Origin of the sequence: Fluviibacterium sp. S390, assembly GCF_049800695.1 — a bacterium.
GTDB lineage: Bacteria > Pseudomonadota > Alphaproteobacteria > Rhodobacterales > Rhodobacteraceae > Meridianimarinicoccus.
This window is the reverse complement of the sequence record NZ_JBNAFN010000026.1, coordinates 15,510-35,232: the sequence shown is the minus strand read 5'-3', so window position 1 is coordinate 35,232 and position 19,723 is coordinate 15,510. Positions and strand designations below refer to the sequence as shown.

26 protein-coding genes are annotated in these 19,723 nt (G+C 60.9%); 13 read left to right on the top strand and 13 right to left on the bottom strand.

The genetic code is table 11. The features are described 5' to 3' along the window. Window positions 1-7: 7 nt before the first annotated feature. The 8 genes from ACP15K_RS17335 to ACP15K_RS17300 form a co-directional block, all read right to left on the bottom strand. Window positions 8-484, bottom strand: coding sequence for a c-type cytochrome (locus ACP15K_RS17335; RefSeq protein ID WP_424991112.1), 477 nt, complete (start codon window positions 482-484; stop codon window positions 8-10). Beyond that, window positions 481-1,866, bottom strand: a complete 1,386-nt coding sequence (locus tag ACP15K_RS17330) for a multicopper oxidase family protein (protein WP_424991111.1) — start codon at window positions 1,864-1,866, stop codon at window positions 481-483. Before ACP15K_RS17330 ends, ACP15K_RS17335 begins: the two co-directional genes overlap by 4 nt. Next, a complete protein-coding gene (locus ACP15K_RS17325) occupies window positions 1,863-2,729 on the bottom strand; it encodes a copper resistance D family protein (protein ID WP_424991110.1) in 867 nt (288 codons plus the stop codon). Before ACP15K_RS17325 ends, ACP15K_RS17330 begins: the two co-directional genes overlap by 4 nt. A gap of 3 nt (window positions 2,730-2,732) precedes the next feature. Beyond that, window positions 2,733-3,077 carry a copper resistance CopC family protein gene (locus ACP15K_RS17320; protein WP_093454949.1) on the bottom strand — a complete coding sequence of 115 codons (345 nt, stop codon included), beginning with the start codon at window positions 3,075-3,077 and terminating at the stop codon, window positions 2,733-2,735. Between the two features lie 26 nt (window positions 3,078-3,103). Continuing rightward, window positions 3,104-3,418, bottom strand: a complete 315-nt coding sequence (locus tag ACP15K_RS17315; RefSeq protein ID WP_259650590.1) for a c-type cytochrome — start codon at window positions 3,416-3,418, stop codon at window positions 3,104-3,106. A 125-nt stretch (window positions 3,419-3,543) separates the two neighbouring features. Beyond that, a complete protein-coding gene (locus tag ACP15K_RS17310) occupies window positions 3,544-4,116 on the bottom strand; it encodes a L,D-transpeptidase (protein WP_424991109.1) in 573 nt (190 codons plus the stop codon). A gap of 121 nt (window positions 4,117-4,237) precedes the next feature. Then, window positions 4,238-5,689: an ATP-binding protein gene (locus tag ACP15K_RS17305; protein WP_424991108.1), complete on the bottom strand. Its 1,452-nt coding sequence runs from the start codon at window positions 5,687-5,689 to the stop codon at window positions 4,238-4,240. After that, the gene (locus ACP15K_RS17300) at window positions 5,689-6,417 is read right to left on the bottom strand and encodes a response regulator (RefSeq protein WP_424991107.1); all 729 of its coding nucleotides are present in this window, start codon (window positions 6,415-6,417) and stop codon (window positions 5,689-5,691) included. Before ACP15K_RS17300 ends, ACP15K_RS17305 begins: the two co-directional genes overlap by 1 nt. Window positions 6,418-6,929: 512 nt before the next feature. Here ACP15K_RS17300 and ACP15K_RS17295 point away from each other — a divergent pair. From ACP15K_RS17295 to ACP15K_RS17285, 3 genes are read left to right on the top strand one after another with little or no spacing between them, the layout of a single operon-like run. After that, entirely contained in the window at window positions 6,930-7,589 is a 660-nt protein-coding gene (locus ACP15K_RS17295; protein ID WP_424991106.1) for a TVP38/TMEM64 family protein, read from the top strand. Between the two features lies 1 nt (window position 7,590). After that, window positions 7,591-8,613: a cation diffusion facilitator family transporter gene (locus ACP15K_RS17290; protein WP_424991105.1), complete on the top strand. Its 1,023-nt coding sequence runs from the start codon at window positions 7,591-7,593 to the stop codon at window positions 8,611-8,613. After that, window positions 8,600-9,049, top strand: a complete 450-nt coding sequence (locus tag ACP15K_RS17285; RefSeq protein WP_424991104.1) for a DUF411 domain-containing protein — start codon at window positions 8,600-8,602, stop codon at window positions 9,047-9,049. The genes ACP15K_RS17290 and ACP15K_RS17285 overlap by 14 nt, the downstream gene beginning before the upstream one ends. On the opposite strand, the gene ACP15K_RS17280 is transcribed toward ACP15K_RS17285, so the two are convergent. Next, entirely contained in the window at window positions 9,046-9,609 is a 564-nt protein-coding gene (locus ACP15K_RS17280) for a Crp/Fnr family transcriptional regulator (RefSeq protein WP_424991103.1), read from the bottom strand. The two genes, ACP15K_RS17285 and ACP15K_RS17280, sit on opposite strands and share 4 nt — an antisense overlap. Window positions 9,610-9,685: 76 nt before the next feature. On the opposite strand from ACP15K_RS17280, the gene ACP15K_RS17275 reads away from it, so the two are divergent. Together ACP15K_RS17275 and petA are read left to right on the top strand one after the other, a co-directional pair. Beyond that, complete coding sequence (locus ACP15K_RS17275) at window positions 9,686-10,210, top strand: hypothetical protein (RefSeq protein ID WP_424991102.1); 525 nt, start codon at window positions 9,686-9,688, stop codon at window positions 10,208-10,210. 90 nt (window positions 10,211-10,300) lie between these two features. Beyond that, window positions 10,301-10,876 carry a ubiquinol-cytochrome c reductase iron-sulfur subunit gene (gene petA / locus ACP15K_RS17270; protein ID WP_424991101.1) on the top strand — a complete coding sequence of 192 codons (576 nt, stop codon included), beginning with the start codon at window positions 10,301-10,303 and terminating at the stop codon, window positions 10,874-10,876. Between the two features lie 361 nt (window positions 10,877-11,237). Here petA and ACP15K_RS17265 read toward each other — a convergent pair whose 3' ends face one another. From ACP15K_RS17265 to ACP15K_RS17250, 4 genes are all read right to left on the bottom strand, one after another. After that, a complete protein-coding gene (locus ACP15K_RS17265) occupies window positions 11,238-12,155 on the bottom strand; it encodes a cation diffusion facilitator family transporter (protein ID WP_416616956.1) in 918 nt (305 codons plus the stop codon). Continuing rightward, the gene (locus ACP15K_RS17260; protein WP_424991100.1) at window positions 12,145-12,900 is read right to left on the bottom strand and encodes a transglutaminase-like domain-containing protein; all 756 of its coding nucleotides are present in this window, start codon (window positions 12,898-12,900) and stop codon (window positions 12,145-12,147) included. Before ACP15K_RS17260 ends, ACP15K_RS17265 begins: the two co-directional genes overlap by 11 nt. 95 nt (window positions 12,901-12,995) lie before the next feature. Beyond that, window positions 12,996-13,574: a cation transporter gene (locus ACP15K_RS17255; protein ID WP_037941752.1), complete on the bottom strand. Its 579-nt coding sequence runs from the start codon at window positions 13,572-13,574 to the stop codon at window positions 12,996-12,998. Between the two features lie 103 nt (window positions 13,575-13,677). Beyond that, the gene (locus ACP15K_RS17250) at window positions 13,678-14,106 is read right to left on the bottom strand and encodes a MerR family transcriptional regulator (RefSeq protein ID WP_424991138.1); all 429 of its coding nucleotides are present in this window, start codon (window positions 14,104-14,106) and stop codon (window positions 13,678-13,680) included. A 207-nt stretch (window positions 14,107-14,313) separates the two neighbouring features. Between ACP15K_RS17250 and ACP15K_RS17245 the strand changes: the two genes are divergently transcribed. From ACP15K_RS17245 to ACP15K_RS17210, 8 genes are read left to right on the top strand one after another with little or no spacing between them, the layout of a single operon-like run. After that, window positions 14,314-14,880 (top strand): SCO family protein, encoded by a 567-nt coding sequence (locus ACP15K_RS17245; RefSeq protein ID WP_038008468.1) that lies wholly within the window; start codon window positions 14,314-14,316, stop codon window positions 14,878-14,880. Between the two features lie 5 nt (window positions 14,881-14,885). Continuing rightward, window positions 14,886-15,308 carry a disulfide bond formation protein B gene (locus tag ACP15K_RS17240; RefSeq protein WP_009573598.1) on the top strand — a complete coding sequence of 141 codons (423 nt, stop codon included), beginning with the start codon at window positions 14,886-14,888 and terminating at the stop codon, window positions 15,306-15,308. After that, window positions 15,305-15,964, top strand: a complete 660-nt coding sequence (locus ACP15K_RS17235; protein WP_038008353.1) for a DsbA family protein — start codon at window positions 15,305-15,307, stop codon at window positions 15,962-15,964. Before ACP15K_RS17240 ends, ACP15K_RS17235 begins: the two co-directional genes overlap by 4 nt. A gap of 23 nt (window positions 15,965-15,987) precedes the next feature. Then, entirely contained in the window at window positions 15,988-16,455 is a 468-nt protein-coding gene (locus tag ACP15K_RS17230; protein WP_038008351.1) for a copper chaperone PCu(A)C, read from the top strand. Beyond that, the gene (locus tag ACP15K_RS17225) at window positions 16,455-17,081 is read left to right on the top strand and encodes an SCO family protein (RefSeq protein ID WP_038008350.1); all 627 of its coding nucleotides are present in this window, start codon (window positions 16,455-16,457) and stop codon (window positions 17,079-17,081) included. The genes ACP15K_RS17230 and ACP15K_RS17225 overlap by 1 nt, the downstream gene beginning before the upstream one ends. After that, entirely contained in the window at window positions 17,078-18,451 is a 1,374-nt protein-coding gene (locus tag ACP15K_RS17220) for a M23 family metallopeptidase (RefSeq protein ID WP_038008349.1), read from the top strand. The genes ACP15K_RS17225 and ACP15K_RS17220 overlap by 4 nt, the downstream gene beginning before the upstream one ends. Before the next feature lie 3 nt (window positions 18,452-18,454). Then, entirely contained in the window at window positions 18,455-18,910 is a 456-nt protein-coding gene (locus tag ACP15K_RS17215; protein WP_038008346.1) for a DUF411 domain-containing protein, read from the top strand. Between the two features lie 12 nt (window positions 18,911-18,922). Then, window positions 18,923-19,705: a ZIP family metal transporter gene (locus ACP15K_RS17210; RefSeq protein ID WP_038008344.1), complete on the top strand. Its 783-nt coding sequence runs from the start codon at window positions 18,923-18,925 to the stop codon at window positions 19,703-19,705. Window positions 19,706-19,723: the final 18 nt, after the last annotated feature.

Here is a 19,723-nt window from a genome sequence, read left to right as displayed (position 1 = left end):
AGTTCTCCTAGTTCACCGGCACGCCATTGGTGCGCGCGGCTTGCATATCCTGTATTTCCTCGGGCCAGGTCGACTTGATGTACCCGAGTATATTCCAGATTTCCTGGTCGGACAGTTGGTCGCCGAAACCGGGCATACCGCTGTCGAACTCCATGCCCTGAGCGGCCATCACCTCTCGGCCCCCAAGCTTTGTATAGTCGAACAGCACCTGGTCGGCATGATGCCAGGTGTGACCGGTTTCATCATGGGGAGGTGCCGGCAGCCGACCGTCCGCGCCCGGACTCCGCCAGTTCTCCTGACCCTCCAGATTGGCCCCATGGCACGCAGCACAGGTCTCGACATAGAGCGCTTCGCCGGCCACGAGATCGACGCTTTCCGGCATCACCCCGCTTTGGACATCACCGACAGACCCGGTCCAGACATAGGCTGCCGCCCCGAGCGCCGCCAGGACACCAATCCCGAGGATGGCAGCCATCGCTCTCATGCCACATTGACCCATGTCATCATGCCGGACGCCGCGTGTGACAGCATATGGCAATGCAGCAGCCATTTTCCTGGGTTGTCTGCCACGAAGGCAATGTCGCGCACTTCGCCCCGGTCGAGCAGCGTGGTGTCGCGCAGCGCGCCGAGGCTGCCATCGGGTGCGATCTCGTGAAAATGCATGCCATGAAGATGCATGGCATGCGGAAACGACGTGTCATTGGTGATCTTCAGCCGAACGGTTTCGCCACGCGACAGTACCGCCAGTGCTGGACCATCCATGCCACCCACCGCGCCATTGAAGGCCCAGAAGTTTCCTGTCTCCATCATGTCGCGCATCGAAGACATCCGACCGCCCATCATGGCACCGCGCATGCCGCCCATGGCCCCCCCTTCCATCAGCAATGCGATGTCCCTTGCCGATGCCAGATCGGGCATGGTATGGGCATTCGGCGGCAGGGGTAGAGGCGTTTCGCGCCGCGCGCGTGTACCGTCGCTCGTCACTTCGAAGGCCACCTGAGAAAAGCTTTCATCGCGGCTCAATTGCACGATATGGCCTGCGCTGCCGACCTCTGCGGTCACGTCGACGATCAGGTCCACCCGTTGTGCCGACGACAGCAGGAATGAACCGTCCACGGGTTGCGGCACGGCCAGCGGCATCCCGTCCATGGCCACAATCCAGCCTTCGAGCCCCTCCAGCGCGAGTTGGAAAATCCGGGCGTTCGATGCATTGATCAGCCGCAGGCGTAGACGCTCATGCCGTTTCACGGTCTTTGCGAGATTGTAGACGCCGTTCGTTGTGATGTAGTTCCCAAGACGCCCGGCATGGCTGAGGTCATGCATCGCCCCGAAGGTATCCGCAATCTGAGCTGTTTCCGGATCGATGCGCCAATCGTCAAGGATCAGGACCTCTTCCCGATCGATATCGATCGGCTCCGGCTCTTCGACGATCAGCGCACCCTGAAGACCACGTGCGACCTGCTCAAACGAGCGGTTGTGCGCGTGATACCAGTAGGTGCCCGCGTCGGGGACAACGAAATCGTAGTCAAAGCTGTCCCCAGGGCGAATGGCGTCCTGCGTCAGACCCGCCACCCCATCCATCGCATTTTCGATGCGGATCCCGTGCCAATGGGTCGATGTCGGATCGGGTAACTCATTGATAATACGTCTCTGTACCCGCGCGCCTTGCGTAACCCGGATTTCCGGGCCCGGCGCGATACCATCAAACCCCCAGATCTGCGTTTTTCCGTAGTCGTCAGGTAAAAGCTGAATATCGGCGACCCGGGCTGTCACCGTGCGCATGGCTGATTGTGCAGACAGTGCATTCGGCATGCACACCAAACCGGCAGCACTCATACGAAGAAAGTCGCGTTTTGAAAGTTTCATGATGGCACCGTTAGAATTGAGGTGAAGACAGCCGTGGCAAGCAAGATGACACCGATACAAACCCATTCGAGAGAAATCGATCTTGCAAGGTGCGGCCCAGCTTTGGGATCACCGCTCTGCAAAGCGGGCACAAGCCGTGTTTTGTTGATGGCGGCAAGGGCCAGAAGCAGCGTCACGACGGCAATCTTTGCCAGAAGTGTCAAACCATAGGCAGTGCCGAGAAGCGCGGATAACGAACCAACCAGTCGCCAGGTCATTACCACGCCAGCGAGTAGTAGGAGTGGGACCGCAAAAGATGCGACCTGTCCAAAGCGATGTCCAAGCACGGCAGCAACTCGCAATGTGTCCGCAGACCCCGAAAGCTTATGGAGCGGAAGAAGGACGCCGATCCAGAATGCGGCAACGATCAGATGACCGAACAAGACGCTCTGAAACCATAGGCGATCTTCGCTGGCGACATGACCGATCTCGCAAAAACTCCAGATTGCCAAGAAACTGCCCAAGAGCGCTAACCATAGCCACCGTCCCCCCAAGACCACACCGCTCAGGAGTGCCCCCAGACCCAAAAGCCGCAACAGCAGGGCGTCTCCGGGCGGCGTTTCCCAGAGCAACGCAAGGATCGCCAGATCAGTCATGCCTGAAGCATCATCCATGAGCACTGCGCCCCGCACGGCAAAGCCGAGGAATGACATTGCAGCCGCCAAAAGAGCAAAGAAGACGGCCCAGGCCCGTAGAAAACGGTCGAGCCCAGCCAACTGCTCGGAAAAGACTTGGCGACAGAGTATCAGCCCGGAACTCGTGAGGACGCCGAGATAGAGCAAAAACTTTGTGGCAACCGCAGCCTGTCCCCAGATATCCGGCACCGCTCACTTCACTTCAAACGAGAAGACACCGTTCATCGGGTGCCCATCAACACCAAGCCCGCGCCATTCGATGTGATACATCCCGGGCCCCATGGGCGTGAGAGGAAGCGAGAATTCTTTGACAAAACCGGATTGGGTGCCGAGGTCCAGAGCCTCGGTGTGCGTCTCAGCATGGGTCATTTCGACTTTCGTCAATCGCATTCCATCGTTGAAGCGCAATCCAATCGTCTCCGGTACGGCGTCAAGAATGGCTCCGTCTGCAGGCGTCATGCTTTCCTTTTCAGAATGGGCGAGGGCTTGCGCGCTGGTCAGCGCCAAAAAAATTGTCAGTGCGACTCTGTATATCACGGATCGTCCTTCGTCGGTTTCTTCAGTCAGTTTATACCATTCGCGCGTTGCAACTCACGCACATAGGCCACGATCATTTTCACATCGCCATCGGTGACACCTTCGACCGGCGGCATGTTCCCAAAGCGCCAATGATGCGCACGGACACCATTCTTGGCCGCCAGAAGGAAGGCGGCATCCCCATGGTGGCTGGGTTCGTAAATCTTATGCACAAGAGGGGGCGCCACACCGTCCTGCCCGGCCGCATTTGCGCCGTGACAGGCTGCACATTTCGCATCGTAGGCCAGTTTGCCGACCTCCGCGTTGGCCGACAGCGCTTCCGGCAAGGCGACATCGACCATGGGTCCGTTGGCGCGAGACGCGTCGTCCGTGGTCGTTGCCACGTCATCGTCAGTTGGTCCTGTCCACCAGAAGCCAATGCCAAGAACCACCGCAAGGGCGACGGATAAGATCGTGTAACGCCCCATCAGATCAATTTGACCTGGGTCCCAACGGGTGCGCGTTCAAACACCTCTTCAATGTGTTCATTGTAAAGACCGATGCAGCCGTTGGACGATCTTCGCCCGATCTTTCGCGTGTCCTGGGTGCCGTGAATACGGTAATACTGCCAAGACAAGTACAGCGCCCGAGTCCCGAGCGGATTAGCAGGGTCGCCCCCCGGGATCCTTGCGGGCCATTCAGGATTGCGCTCGCGCATGGAGGGCGTCGGGGCCCAACTTGGGTTTTCTCGCTTTTCCACAACCTCCGTGTAACCAAGCCGTGTCAAGTCCTCGGACAAGGGGACAGACGTCGGGTAGAGACGCATTTCCCCATCGGTCGTCCAATGCTGCAATACTTTCGAGTTGGTGTCAGAGATTATCAAGCCGACACCGAGCGCGTCGAAATGGTCCTGCCAAGCGTGCGTTCGGAACGACGATACATTGCGCCGAACCGGGTCTATCGTCTGGGCCCTGACAATTGAAGGCGCGAAGAGCACCATGGCACCAAGTCCGCGCGCAAAGCTGCGCCGGGTGAGAGAAAGTCGATTTCTTGCCTGCATGGCTCTGCCTCGTTTCCATGTCGAACGCTTTGTTTTCTATCGGAGATCAGCAAGCGGCGAAACGCAGGAAGGGCCGGAATTTTGTAAGGTTATGTATCAACCCGCCGGTTGGATGGCGGCGCTACACTTTTTTGGTCCGAGCCGAAAATCCGGTTTCGGCGCGCGCTTCGGGATGCTCTGACGGGGAAGTCATCGCGGCTTGATCCGCAGTCACGGGCAAAACAATCCGGGCACAGAGCCCCCCCTCCGCGCGGTTCGACAGGGTGATCGCGCCGCCGTGTTGCAAAACGATGCTGCGGGCGATTGAAAGGCCCAGCCCATGGCCTCCGGTTTCGCGGGAGCGCGATCCCTCAAGGCGCAGGAAGGGCTGGAAGACATCGCGCAACCGGTCATCGGGGATCCCCGGCCCATCGTCCTCGACCAAAATCTCGATGCTCTCGTCAGAGACGCCCCAGGTTAGGGTCGGGTTGCGCCCGTAGCGCCCCGCATTGTCGATGAGATTGCGCAAAGCACGACGCAGTGCCTTCGGCTTGATCTGCACAATTGCCTCGGGTCCCGGGCGCACGTCCAACGCACCGTGGGTTGCGTCCCGAATGTCGGTCAGGAACGCGCCAATCTCGGTCCGTTGCAGGGCCTCGTCCTGTCCCACACCGCGCGCATAGGCCAGCGTGGCTTCCACCATATCCTGCATCTCGTCGAGAGAGGCCGTGATGCCGGTCTTGGTCTCCGCATCCTCTACCATCTCGGCATGAACCCTGAGCGCGGTGAGTGGCGATCTCAAGTCATGGGCCAGGGCGGCCAGCATTTGCGTCCTGTCCGTGACGAAGCGAGCCAGGCGCGTTTGCATGTCATTGAAGGCCGTCGTCAGGTTCCGCACTTCATTTGGGCCGACCGGCGTGAGGGGTCCTTGCCCGCCACCGCGCCCGAACTCCTCGGCTGCCGCGGCGAGATCATTCAGTGGCCGCGTCAGGCGCGTCAGCAGAAACCAGAAGATCGCAAGCAGCAACACGGCGGCCGTCAACACGAAAGAGAGGGTGGAGGCCCAAGACCACTGTATGGGCGGCCGCTCGAAGCGGGTGGCGACGTTCAGCCATTGGCCTCCGGCAATGGCGATCGAGACCTCCATTTCGAGGGCCGCCAGCGTGCCCTGCATCATCTCGGCGTGCATTTCCGCCATTTCCGGAGAGAGGTTCGGCAGCGGCAACAGCCCCTGTTCAATCTCATGCACTTCGACCCGAATATCGCGGGTGTAGCCATCGTTCAAAAGCGCCCGCACGCGCGCCTCAACCGCTCCGTTCTCATCATGATGGGAGTGCGTCACAGCAGGCGTGTCGCCGAGTTCGAAGCGCACAAGGGGCGAGTTTGCCGCGGCCACGATATCCTCATGCAACGTCGGCGGTGCTTCCTCGATCAGACGGGCGACGTTGGCTGCGCGTCCGGCTGCCTCGCTGCCGATGGCCGCTTGCACCGCAAGCGACCGTTCATCGACGAAAAGCCACAAACCTACGACCTGAGCCACGAACAGGACCACCACCACCAAAAGGGCGATCTGTGAGCGGAACCCCATTCGCATCAGGCCTCGACCTCCACATCACAGTTCAGGCAATATCCGCCATTGCGCACCGTCGATATGATCCGAGGGCGAAGCACATCGGGTTCGATTTTCCGGCGCAGGCGCGAAACCTGATTGTCGATCGTCCGGTCAAATGGTCCGGCGACACGGCCGGCGCTCAATTCCAGAAGCTCATCCCGGCCGATCACGGCCCGGGGACGCTCCAATAACACCGTCAGCAACTTTGCTTCCGCCGTGGTCAGTGCATTGACCGTGCCATCGGGGCAAATGACATGGCTGGCGTCGTGATCGAATGTGATCCCGGCAAATACGGCCCGCTTGCCCGCAAATGTTCCGCCATGGGGTGCATATCCGTCTCCCGCACGGCGCAGGATCGCATTGATTCGTGCCAGAAGCTCGCGCGGATTGAAGGGCTTGGCCAAGTAGTCATCTGCGCCGGTGTCGAGCCCCTTGATCCGAGCGTCATCGTCGCCGAGCGCCGTCAGCATGAGAATCGGGGTATGCTGCTGCTCCCGACGCAACCGTGCACAGGCCGCGAGCCCGTCCTCTCCCGGCATCATGATATCGAGCACGATCAGATCGAATCTGTCCTCGCTCAATCGCGCATCCATCTCGCCCGCACTTTTGGCTCCCGTCGCGCGCAGCCCGTTTTTCTCCAGGTAGCGCGTCACGGAGTGCCGGATCTCGGCATGATCATCGACGACCAGAATATGCGCCGATGCCGCCATCAGCGATCGGGTCCCACACATCGGCACGTCTGGCCGATCGGCCCACTGTTCAATAGATTGAGTTCCATAACACCCAGAATAGATTGTTCTTTCGGGAAAGACCCGCACCTCGTTTGTCGCAATATGTATCAATAGACCTGACATGTCTTGACCCTCCAGCTGCTGGAAGCCCCATCTGACGCGGCATGACAGGCGCAAGACCAGACATATCGGGGCAACATCCCGCCCAATCAGTGCACCGGACCATGGCGGCGCCCGCTTGGATCGGATTTGCGCTTTTTGTGGTCACAATGCCCGCCCACCTTCTCCTGGAACAGGCAGGCTCGCTTGCCTTGGCAGCGGTCACACTGGCCCTGATCGGCGGGGCCTATATCGGGTTCGGTGCCGCCGATGGCCGTCGCTCCGTGTTCTGGTCTGAGCTGGCGGTTGCTCTCGTCTTTGGGGCGGCGGCCGTAGCGGGTCTCCTTTGGCATTGGGCAGCCTTTCTTGTGCTGCTCTATACGAGGTAGGCCATGGTGCGTGTCGTTGTTCTTGTCCTTCTGGGGCTTTTGCTTCTCGTGCTTGCGCGTCCGGACCTTGCGGGGCTCAATGCCGATCTGCCGGAGCGCGACGACCTGCGCCTTTGGATCGAGGCGGCTGGTCTTCTTGGTCCGGTTCTGGTCGTGGCGCTGATGACGCTGGCGATCGTGGCCAGTCCCCTGCCCTCGGCGCCGATCGCGCTGGCTGCCGGGGCCGCCTATGGTCACACCTACGGAACACTGCTCGTCGTGCTCGGCGCAGAGATCGGAGCGCTTGCCGCGTTTCTGCTCGCGCGCGGGCTGGGGCGCCCTTTCGTGGAACGCCATGTCGGCGAGACGATCGGACGTGGACTTCTGGGGTCACAGAATACACTGACGTTTCTGGTGTTCGGAAGCCGGCTGCTGCCGTTCCTGTCCTTCGACATGGTCAGCTACGCGGCGGGGTTGAGTGCCCTGCACCTTTGGCGGTTTGCCCTGGCGACACTCGCGGGGATCATTCCGGCCAGCTTCTTGCTCGCCCATCTCGGCAGTGAAGCCATGAATGGAGACGTGCAAACCGCCACCTGGACGGCGCTGGCGCTTGGCGCATTTACCGCCCTTTCCGTCCTCTTTGCGGTCTGGCGCGACCGCCGCACGCCGAAGAAGGAGATCTGACATGGCCACTCATTCACATGCGGGACATATGCCGTCGTCGGGAAAAGCTCTGGTCATATCTGCCTGGCTAACCGGCATCTACTTCGTGATCGAACTGGCCGTCGGGCTCTGGACCGGCTCGATCGCGGTGCTGTCAGATGCGTTTCACACCTTGTCCGCCGTGGGCGGCGTGCTCGTCGCCATCATCGCGCAGCGGATCGCGCGCCGCCCGGCGGATATGGCGCGCAGTTACGGGTGGTATCGCGCCGAGATCATTGGCGCGCTCGTGAATGGCGGCTTTCTTCTCGGCATGGCGCTTCTGGTGATCTGGATGGGGGCGATGCGGCTCGGAAATCCAATCCATCTGCCCACGGGACCGATGCTCTGGGTGGCCTTCGGTGGCTTGGTCACTGAGGTGATCTCGCTCGGCCTGATGTGGAAATCCAGCCAGGATGATCTGAATGCCCGCGGGGCACTCTGGCACATCATCCAGACCTTCGTCGGCAGCCTGTTGATCATCGTGACCGCGCTAGTCATCGAGTTCACCGGCTTTCTGGCGATCGACCCAATCCTTGGTATGGCCTTCGGGGTCGTGCTCCTCTGGGCCTCGATCGGAGTTATCCGCGAGGCGGTGCATATTCTGTTGGAAGGGACCCCGGCGGATACTGATCTCTCGGCCGTGACCGCTGATCTGCGCGCGCAGGACGGCGTTCTCGATGTTCACCATGTCCACGCCTGGACGCTGACCAGCGGCAAGCATGCCTTCTCGGCCCATCTCCGCCATGCCAAGCCTGCCGATGCGTCACGCATCCTTGAGACCGCATATGCGCAACTCACCAAGCATCACGGGTTTCACATGGTGACCCTGCAGCTTGAAACGGATTGCCTCGACGAGCGCCACGCGGAAGATTTGGACGTCACTCAATCGATGGGGCCGCAGGCAGAGCTTCATGCACCACCCGCGCACCGCGATCACCTCGACAGTGCCGCTCCTGATGCTAATCTCGACGCAATTCAAAAGGAAACCACACATGAAACGACGTAGCTTTCTGCTGACCGGCGCTGCCGCCACAATCGCGCTTCCGGCCATGGCCGATGCCGAACCCATCATAAAGGTTGCCAAAACCCCGACCTGCGGATGCTGCACGGCCTGGGTTGATCATGTCCGGCAAGCCGGGTTTCAGGTCGAGGCCCAGGATGTCGAGCAGGACGCCCTCTATGCGCTGAAAGACAGGCTCCAGATCGCGCCGGAACTGGCCGGGTGCCACACCGCTGTGGTGGGCGATTATTTCATTGAGGGCCATGTGCCGGCAGAAGACATCGCCCGGCTTCTTGCAGAGCAACCGGCGGCGCGCGGGCTGAGCGTGCCGGGTATGCCGATGAGTTCCCCCGGCATGGGCGGTCCCGGTGCCGGCGATACGTTTGATACGCTGCTTGTCGGGCCCGATGGCGCGACATCGGTCTTTGCCAGTCACAGCTAGGCCAATCGGTAGGTTCCGCGGGACGGGTTGTTGACCCGGCCCGCTTCGACAAGCGCCCGCAGCGCACGGTAGGTCGCCTCATGCGTCAGCTGGAGGCGCGCGGCAAAGTCGATGACGGTGCCATCCAGAAGACCCGCAACGATCCCCGCCATCACCCGATCCTCGGCGCGTCGGATGCCGACAATTTCCATGATCTGCCGCTGCGCCTGAACCTGTTGGGCCGCCTGGCGTCCATAGGCCCGCGCAAAGTCCGGGTTCGCGAAGCCGGCGAGAACCGCGGATTTGTCGATCCGGACCAACTCACCTGCATCCATCACGATGGCATCGCAATGATAGCGCTCCGAAAAGACCGAGGCTTCGGCAAAGCTGGTCCCGGATGTCGCCCGATGAATGGTAAGGCGCTCGCCATTCGGACCAACCCGTTCGAGATGCACACGCCCGGTCTTCAGCACATAGAGGCCCCGGGTCCGTGCACCCTGTCGAAAGAGCACGTCGCCAGCCGCAATTGTTTGCGACTGACGCGCAGTTGTCGGGAGAAGGTCGTAGGGTTCTGGCAGCATATGATTGAAATCATATTCCAGAGCAGGCCTGCGTGCTTGGAAAAACGGGTATCGTGCCGTTCAAATGGATCCCGCCATGCGCCTTGTTGCTCTCCTGCTTGCCCTGTCATTGTCTGGACCCGTCGCGGCCCAGCACAGCCATTCCGCAATCGGGCATGCGATGCCGGGTCCGCAGGAAGCCGGGCAATCGGCCTTTGCCGCCATGGCCGAGATCGCGGCGCTTTTGCGCGCCGATCCGGACACCGATTGGGCAAATGTCGATATCGCGGCTCTCAGGCGACATCTCGTGGACATGGAGCTTGTGACGATGGAGGCCGAGGTTACCCGCAGTGTGCGGCCCGCCGGTATCCGGTTCGAGATCCGAGGAGCACCGCGCGTTCTCGAGGCCATTCGCGCCATGGTGCCTGCCCATGCGCCTTTCCTTGCAGCCGAGACGGGTTGGGAGGTCACGACAGAGGATCTCGGGGATGGTGTTGCCCTCCTCGTCGATGGCGATTCCGACCAGATACAGGGCCTTGGGTTCTTCGGGCTGATGACCATCGGCGCGCATCACCAGGAGCATCACCTCATGATGGCAAAAGGCGCAACACCCCACCATTGAGCTGAAGATCCGCCACAGTTTCCCTCCGCCAGGCCCCGGGTTGCAGACAAAACATTACAAAACCCGCGTTGACGTTCCGGGGCGGGAAGGTTGCACACTCTCCATGCTGTGGATGCGACCGACGACACTGACCGCAGGGATTTCCTGTATTATGCCACTGCTGGCGCGGGCGTGGTCGCCTCCGGTGCGGCGCTCTGGCCGTTGATCAACCAGATGAACCCCTCGGCGGATGTGCGCGCCCTGGCGACAATCTCGGTGGATATCTCCGGGCTCGCAGAAGGCACGCAACTGACCGTCAATTGGCGCGGAAAACCCGTCTTCATCCGCCACCGGACGCAAGCGGAGATGGCCCAAGCGCGTGAACAGGCGGTCTCCGCGTTGCCAGACACCGATGCGCGCAATCCCAATCTTCCCGGCGAGGCCGCAGCGCGGGATGAGAACCGCGCCATTCCGGGCCATGACGCCTATCTGGTGATGATCGGTGTCTGCACGCATTTGGGATGTGTCCCGCTTGGCGATGGCGCGGGCGATTTCGGGGGCTGGTTCTGTCCGTGCCACGGGTCGCATTACGATACCGCGGGTCGTATTCGCAAAGGGCCTGCGCCGGAGAACCTACACATTCCACCCCTGGCCTTGTCCGACAACATGGTGCTGACGCTAGGCTGAATAATATGAACTTTTTGACGTAGTCGCGCCGTGTGAAACCAGACCATATTCAGACGCCTTCCGATCACCATGGATTGCGTCGCACCACATCCGAATTATTCTTTGCCCGGATATTTCGCGAAGTGGGGCTCTGGCTTCCATCCAAGCGAGGTTGCGGTTGACGGGTGCGCGCCTGTTGCCCGAAGCGATCATCGCTCCAAACACGGCCAATGTGAGTCGCCATGTGAAGTTTGGAATGACTGATCTTTCGCTGTTCGGAGACCAAATGTGCCTAGATGGGTGGAAGATTGGGCAAAGAAGCGCGCTAATCAATACCAGACCGGACAGGAGGCCAATGACCATTAGATGCTTTGAACCACCGTCATGAGCGGTGTCCGAACACCTGTGCCTCTTTATGCGCATTGTCGCTCGCTTCAAACTCAAGCGTGGAATGCTCAATTGAAAAACGTTCATGCAGCACTGATTTGACGTTTTCTTTAATTTTGTCGGCCTCACTCATCCGGTCGCGTTCGACGACAATATGGCAGTCCAATGCCGCAGCGTGCTCCTGCATTTGCCACAGGTGGACATGATGCACGTCCACAACGCCATCGACACACTGGATCGCTCTGACCACGTCGTTTCCATCCACATCCGGCGGGCTTCCAAGCATCAGGGTTCGAATTGGGCCCCCTATTTCGGTGAAGGACAGATACAGGATGTAGAGCGCGATGCCGATGGTGATGGCCGGATCAACCCAACGCATATCAAAAAGTATAATGAGCGTCCCGCCGACTATGACGGCCACTGAAGCCAACGCATCCGAAAGGTTGTGGAGAAAAAGCGCACGGATGTTCACGCTCCCCTTCTGCATCGAATAGGTCAGCATTGCGGTCAGCGTGTCGACCACAAGCGCGATTCCACCGAGAATGACGACGGTCCACCCCATGACTTCGGGTGGATCAATCATGCGCATGCCACCTTCGTAGATCAGATAGAAGCCGATCACGATGAGGGTGGTGTAGTTGATCAGGGCCGCGACGATTTCGACCCGGCCATAGCCGAAGGTCATGCGCTCATCTGCCGGGCGGCGCGCGATCTTGCGTGCGGCAAAGGCAATGACAAGCGAGGCCATATCGGAAAAGTTGTGCAGCGCATCGGCGATCAGTGCCAAACTACCCGAGAATATGCCCCCGACGATCTGCGCAACGGTAAGAAGCCCGTTCGCCCAGATCGCGATGGCAACCCGCCGATCGCCAGAATCCGGTTCGATATGCGCGTGCCCATGATCATGCGGCATTGGCAGGCTCCTCATGCGCGTGTGTCGCGCGTCGGTCAGTCTTGAGGCGGCCGCTGCGGAAACCACGTACGCGCGCATTCATCCAGTGGCGGATGATATGACGGTAAAGGGCACCACGCAGCCACCCAAAGGATTGCTCATGGGACAAATAGAAGGCGTCCGGCGTATCGTACACGCCGAAATCCTGCACGATGCCGGTTTTCTGAATGTAGGTATCTTCTCCGTTCCAGGCGACGGGAGGCGCGCCAAGGCAATCCGTGCCCGCGCCATAACCGCAGAGACTTTCTGTGTCCGAGAATGACGTTTGCAGGACATCGAGGAAAGCGTCATCCAGGATGAAGCCTTCAAGGTTGATCCAGGCACCTTGAAATTCGATCTCGACCCATGAGTGGAGAATTTCCTGCGGAGCAAGCGGATACACCAGCTCAGGGACAACACCGCGCTGCAAGCCTTTGTGGATCGTAAACCCATGCAACCGGCAACGAATGCCAACACCACGCAGCAGCGCCATCAAGAGCGTGCCTTTGGTATTGCACTGCCCGTAGCCGTCGGAAAGCACTTCGGATGCGGGGATGTCGTCAGCTCGATTGTATCCGAACGCGATTTCATTCCGAACGAAATCATAGGCAGCTCCGATCCGATCGTATTCGGATAAGCCGCGCCAGCTACGGTTCTCAATTAGATGCGCAAGAGGCGCGGCATCAAAATCCAGTAGTTTGGTGGGTACAAGTAGGGGGTCGGTCATATGCAACGGGTCGCTCCTCGAATCGTCTTGGAACAAGACTAATTGCTATAGTCACTGTAGCTTCAACCCCTTCTTTCAGAAAGAATCTCCCGCAACTATTTGCCCGTATGAACTGCTTTGTGGTGTTCGCCGTGTGCGTCGCGCAGAATGTCGATACCTCCCCAGGCCGCGATCCCGGCGACAATCACGCCGACGACGAGGTCCGGCCAGTTGGTTCCCAGCCAGGCGACGAGGCCGCCGGCCACGACGATCCCGAGGTTCGCGGCGAAATCGTTGTAACTGAAGGTGTTGGCCGCGCGGATGTTGACGTCCGGATCTTTGAGCTTAGCGAGCAGCCAGACGCAGACTGCGTTGATGGCCGCCGCAATCAGGGCCATGGCGATCATGATCGTCCCAAGCGGATCTGACCCGCCGATGTAGCGGCGCCACGCATCGTAGAGGATGCCTGCAGCGAACAGGATCAGCAGCCCACCGGAAACGTTCGCCGCCCCGCGTTTCCATTTGTCGGATCGGGACAAAGCGAAAAGGCTGATCGCGTAGACGAAGCTGTCGGAGAGGTTATCGAGCCCGTTGGCGATCAGGGCACTTGAGTCGCCGAAGGCGCCTGTTGCGAAAAAGGCCACGGCCAAACCGATATTGAGCGCCAGAACGATCCAAAGCGTCCGTCTCTCCATTGAATCTTGTCTAGCGGCCATTTTGTGGTTCCAGCTTGTGTTGTAGGACACATTAACTTCTGCGGCTGATCTGCGTTCCAGCCGGAATGTTGGCTGAATTCCTTCAGGCCCCGATTTCCTCGTGCTCGGTCAAGCATTCCGAATGGTCCCGCAACACCTCAAGCACCTTGCAATCTCCCGTCCGCCCGCCGCTGCATTCGTGAACCATGCGTTTCAGTTCCGTGCGCAGCGCCTTCAGGCGGGCCATGCGCTGCTCCACCTGTTTGAGCTGGCGACGCGCGATGGCATCTGCCTCGTCGCAGGGGCGGTTGGGATGGTCGCTGAGGTCGAGCAGCTCGCGGATCGCATCGAGCGAAAAACCGAGTTGCCGCGAATGGCGGATGAAGGACAGTCGGTCGAGCTGTGCATTGTCGTAGCGCCTCTGTCCGCCTTCGGTCCTGCCAGGTTCGGGCATGAGTCTGATCTGTTCGTAGTACCGGATGGTCTGCACTTTTGTGCCAGTCTTCTTTGACAGAGTACCGATCGTGAGCATTTTCGCCTCCATGAAAAAGATACAGTTTGTGTAGGTTTTGACGTCGGAATAAACAAGTGTCGGATTCACAGACGCGTGAGTTCAAGCTATACCATGATTTCGTGCTTGAACCTCTAGCAGCTAGAGGATGTATCCGCACAGGCAATAAGAATCAAAATCAGGCGAACAGGATTGTCCCTTACATCGGCACAGAAGTTTCTTTGGGTTTTGGCAGGCGTGGCAGCGCTTGCCTTCGTATGGCTTTTGCTATGGTCCGATTATCGTGCCGATAGCGCCCGAACCGACGCCGAACCGCCTTTTTTCGCTGAGTTCGAACTGACGGACCACCAGGGTATGGTTCGAACCGAGGAGGACTTTGCGGGGCGCTGGATGCTGGTTTTTTTCGGCTTTACCAACTGCCCCGACGTCTGCCCGACGACCCTATCCGAGGTCGCGGCGGTGATGGACGGTCTGGGCGACGATGCCGCCAAGGTCCAGCCGATTTTCATAACAATCGACCCTGAACGAGACACGCCCGCAGCACTCGCCGAATACGTCCCGCTGTTCGATGCGGGCATCATCGGGCTGACCGGCACGCCGGAACAGATCGCCGCCACATCCGAGACCTTTCCGATCTTCTTCGAACGCGTCGAAGAGGCTGCGGCGCCGGATGGTTACACGATGGGCCACACGTCGCATCTGTTCCTCTTCGATCCCGACGCGGGCTTCGCCGACTCGTGGCCCTACGGCACCTCCGCCGAAGAGATCCTCGCCAATCTGGAAGAGAGGATCTGACCGACATGAACCGTATGTCCGGAGAAACAGCCCTCGGGCTGGCGTGGATCATCGCGCTCGTCGCCTCGCTTGCCGTGCTTTTCATCGGCGAGGTGCTGGGGCAGACGCCCTGTGTGCTGTGCTGGTTCCAGCGCGCCTTCATGTTCCCCTTGGCCATTGTCCTCGGGCTCGGCCTTTGGTGGCGGGACGGCCGCGTGGGGCGCTACGGCATCGCATTGGCGCTTGGCGGCGGCGCAATCGCCCTCTGGCACATGGGGCTGTACGTCGGTCTTGTTCCCGAACGCGTCCAGCCCTGCACGGCCACCGGCCCCTCTTGCACCGATGACAACCAACTGGTCTTCGGCATCCCGATCCCGCTGATGGCGCTCGCCGCCTTCGCGCTGATCGGGGCGCTGTCGGCCCTTTCATTAAAGGACACACGAACATGAATCGACGCGGCCTGATCCTGTCCGTTCTTGCCCTCGGCGCCGCCGGTTTCGGCGGAGCCACCTGGTTTGCAAACCGCCCCGGCCCAGTGGCCGAAGCGGAGCCCGTTGCTCCGGAACTTGCGGAGGCGATGATCCGCCCCTACTCGCCCATCCTCGGGCCTGCGGATGCGCCCGTCACGATCGTCGAATTCTTCGATCCGGCCTGCGAGGCCTGTCGCGCCTTTCATCCCATCGTGAAGGACATCATGGCCGAGCATGGGGAAGCTGTCCGCGTCGTGATCCGCTACACGCCCTTCCACGGCGCGGCATCCGAGGAAGCCATCCGCGTGCTCGAGGCGGCGCGCATGCAGGACGTTTACGTGCCGGTGCTCGAGGCCGTTCTGCGGGAACAGCCGAGATGGGCGTCGCACGGTGCCCCGGCGCCCGGCCTAATCCTACAGGTCGCCGCCACGGCCGGGCTCGATGCCGAGGCCGCGCGCACGCAAATGCTGGCACCGGGTGTAGTGGCGATCCTGAATCAGGATCGTGCCGATGTAGAGACCGTGGGAATTCGCCAGACGCCCACATTCTTCGTGAACGGCAAGCCGCTCGATCCGTTCGGGGAGGCAGAACTGCGGCGATTGGTGGCTGCCGAAGTCACTTCCGCGCAAAAATGAATGGAAAGGGCAGGATCAAAACGATGAAAAAGCATATTTTGACCGGCACATTGACTGCGCTTTTGACCCTAGGAGGGCTCTCAGTGCCCGCGCTGGCCGGACCCGAGGATGTTGTCGTCGAGAACGCGTGGTCCCGCGCCTCTATCGGGATGAACCGCCCCGGGGCCGCATACATGACGATAAGCAACACCGGCGACGAGCCGGTGACGCTGATCGGCCTTACAACTCCGCTCGCGATGATGCCCGAAATTCACGAGACGAAGACAAATGCCGAGGGTGTGAGTTCCATGAGCCCGGCGGGGGAGATCGCGATCGCCCCGGGCGAGAGCGTCGCGCTCGAACCGGGGGGCCTGCACGCAATGCTGATGCGGCTACAAGAACCGATGACGGAAGGGGACACCTTTCCGCTGACCCTGCTTTTCGACGACGGAGGCGAAGTGACGGTCGAGGTGCCGATCCTCGGCATCGCCGCGCGGGGGCCAGAGGACTGATGCGGCGACGGGCGATCCTGGGGTACGGCGCGGCTGGTGTCGGGGCGGTCGCCCTGATGCTCTTCGTCGGTTGGTGGCAGGTCGATGGACCCGGTGGACCCGAACCTGTCGGGCAGCGGCCTGTGGCCCTGACCGAAATGGATTTCCGTCTGACGGATCATGAGGGCAACGCGGTCGGGCCAGAAACCCTGATCGGTCGCCCGACGATGGCGTTCTTCGGCTTCACCTACTGTCCCGATGTCTGCCCGACCACGCTCTCGGACATTTCGGGATGGCTCGACGATCTGGGAGACGAGGCCGACGAGATGAACGTGGTTTTCATCACGGTCGATCCCGAGCGCGACACTGTCGAAACGATGGCCGAATATGTCGGCTACTTCCATCCTGGGATACGTGGCTGGACGGGACCGGAAGAGCAGATCGCGCGCGTCGCGGACGGCTTCCACGCCACCTACGAAAGGGTGCCGACGGAGAGCGGCGATTACACGATGAACCACAGCGCGAGCGTCTTCCTGTTCGCAGCCTCTGGGCGGTTCGTCACCATGATCGACTATCACGAACCCAGAGAATTCGCGGTGCCGAAAATTCGCCGCGCGCTGGAAGAAGAAATGGAGGGGGCGACATGAGGCTCAGAACTTTGGCGGCTTGTGTCGCAATTGCGGGGACGGTTTCCGGGGCAGCTATCGTCATCTCCGGTGTTTTCTCGAAAGAACCCGTGCCGCCGAAACTTGCCTCGGCAGGTAATTGGATGCCCCAAGGTCCTGAAGCCCCCCAGAACGTTGACATCCTCGTGACGCTGCCCGTGACGGTATGGGCAGAAGATGCACCCGACCTCGGCCCCCTGCCCCTTCTGCAGGTCGCGTTTGCCGACAGGCCCGTGCAGGCGATCGAGCCACCCCTGTCGACATGGTCGCGCAACATTGCACCTGGCGAGACGCTCGATTTCTTGCTGTCTGAAGCTGGTCTTGCGGCACCTGACAGAGCCGAAGTTGCCCTTGCGCTTGGCGCGGAATACGATCTGCGACGGCTGCGGCCGGGGCACTCGGTCACTGTTGCTTCGACCATGGACGGCAGCCCCCGCACCGTCTCACTCGCCGTCGAGGACGGGGTTCGGATCGAGGTGGTTTTCGGCGAGCAGTTGTCCACACAGGTCGTGGCTCCGGATCCGGAGATCGTAACCCTTGCCGGCGAAGCCGTGATCGACAGCTCGATCTTCGCGGCACTCGACGAAGCCGGCATACCCGCCCGTTTTTCCGTGGACCTTGCGCAGATGCTGGGAGGGACCGTGGATTTCCGCCGCGAGATGGCCGGCGGCGAAACACTAAGGCTTCTCTGGCGTGAGGCGCGGGTCGGCGAGGACAGGATCGGACAGCCCGAACTCGCCTTCGCCGCACTGGACATCGGCGGTTCGCTCTACGAGATCGTATGGCCTGACGACGGCAGCGGTCAGGCGACGATCTACGTCGATGGCGAGGTGCTGCGCGTCTTCGCACAGCCGGTCGAGGGTGCGCGCCTCAGCTCGGTGTTCGGGCGCCGCACGCATCCGGTCTTTGGCAACGTCCGGATGCACACCGGCGTCGATTTTGCAGCGGCACGTGGGACACCGGTTCAAGCGACGGCACCGGGGCGGGTCAATTTCATCGGCTGGCGCGGCGGATATGGTCGCGTGGTCGAAATCTTGCACGGCTCCGACACCATGACGCGCTACGCGCATCTGAGCGCCGTGCCGGAAGACTTGGCACAAGGCCAACGCGTTGCGGCGGGAGACGTGATCGGCCGCGTCGGCGCGACTGGCACGGCGACAGGTCCGAACCTGCACTACGAAGTCCTCGTGGATGGGCGCCCGACTGACCCCCTCGCTGACGACCGGCTCGCCGAAGCAGCCGAGAGCGAAGCGGATGATACCGCCGCGCTCTCGCGTCTGGCCGAGGCGCGCGCGCTTCTGAATGAAAACCTCGGCAGCGAGATTGCCGAAACGACAACCGAAAGGCTCTGACCCATGAAACGCATGACCCAAGCTCTTGCCATCACGCTCGCCCTGTTCCCGGCGGCACAGGCCCTCGCAGAGGCAACGGCGATCGACGTCCGCAAGACCAACGGTTGCGGCTGCTGCCTCTCGTGGATGAACCATCTCGAAGAGAATGGCTTTGCGCCGACCGGCCAGGACATGTTCGGCGGGTTGCTGGTTCGCTTCAAGCTCGACAACGGCGTGCCGCAGCGCATGGTCTCCTGCCACACCGCGCTCATTGATGGCTACGTGATCGAAGGCCATGTCCCGGCCGCTGACATCCGCCGCCTTCTCGAGGAGCGCCCGGACGCCGTCGGCCTCGCCGTTCCGGGGATGCCCTATGGCTCGCCCGGCATGGGGCCAGAAGACGACCGCGAGGCCTATGATGTCTTCCTCATCCGCAAGGACGGGTCGACGGAAGTCTTTTCGAGCTACGCCGAAGGATAATCTGGCCCGCCCATGGAAAATCTGTCTCCGATAATGCTCGGCTTTCTCGGAAGTCTCGCCGCCGGATCGCTCACAGCAGTCGGAGCAGTTCCTGTGCTGTTCGGGCGCATCCCGTCTCGGGCCACACGCGATCTGTCGCTCGGCTTCGCTGCCGGTGTGATGCTCGCCGCTTCTTTCTTTTCGCTGATCATCCCGGCATTGGATGCGGCGGAGCCGATGTTCGAAAACGGCGCGATGCCTGCGGCCATCGTATGCGTTTCGATTCTTCTGGGCATGGGGGCTGTCGCCCTGATGAACGAAAAGCTGCCGCACGAGCACTTCAAGACGGGACGCGAAGGGCCCGAAGCGGCGTCTTTGCGGCGGGTCTGGTTGTTCATCATTGCGATCACGATCCACAACTTCCCCGAAGGCCTTGCCGTGGGGGTCGGCTTCGGATCCGGAGGTATGGAGGGCGGTCTGCCGCTCGCCATCGGCATCGGGCTTCAGAATGCGCCCGAAGGATTGGCCGTCGCTGTATCTCTGCTGGGCGAGGGATATCCGAAGCTGCGCGCCTGGGGCATCGCGGCGCTGACGGGCATGGTCGAGCCGATTGGCGGTTTGCTCGGGGCCGGCATCATCACACTGTCGGAACCGCTGCTTCCATGGGGTCTGGCCTTTGCCGCGGGCGCAATGCTCTACGTCATTAGCCACGAAATCATCCCCGAAACCCATCGCAGCGGCCATCAGAACAGGGCGACGCTCGGTCTCGCAGTCGGGCTCGTTCTGATGCTGTTCCTTGATGTCTGGTTGGGATGAGGCAATGTCACTAAACAA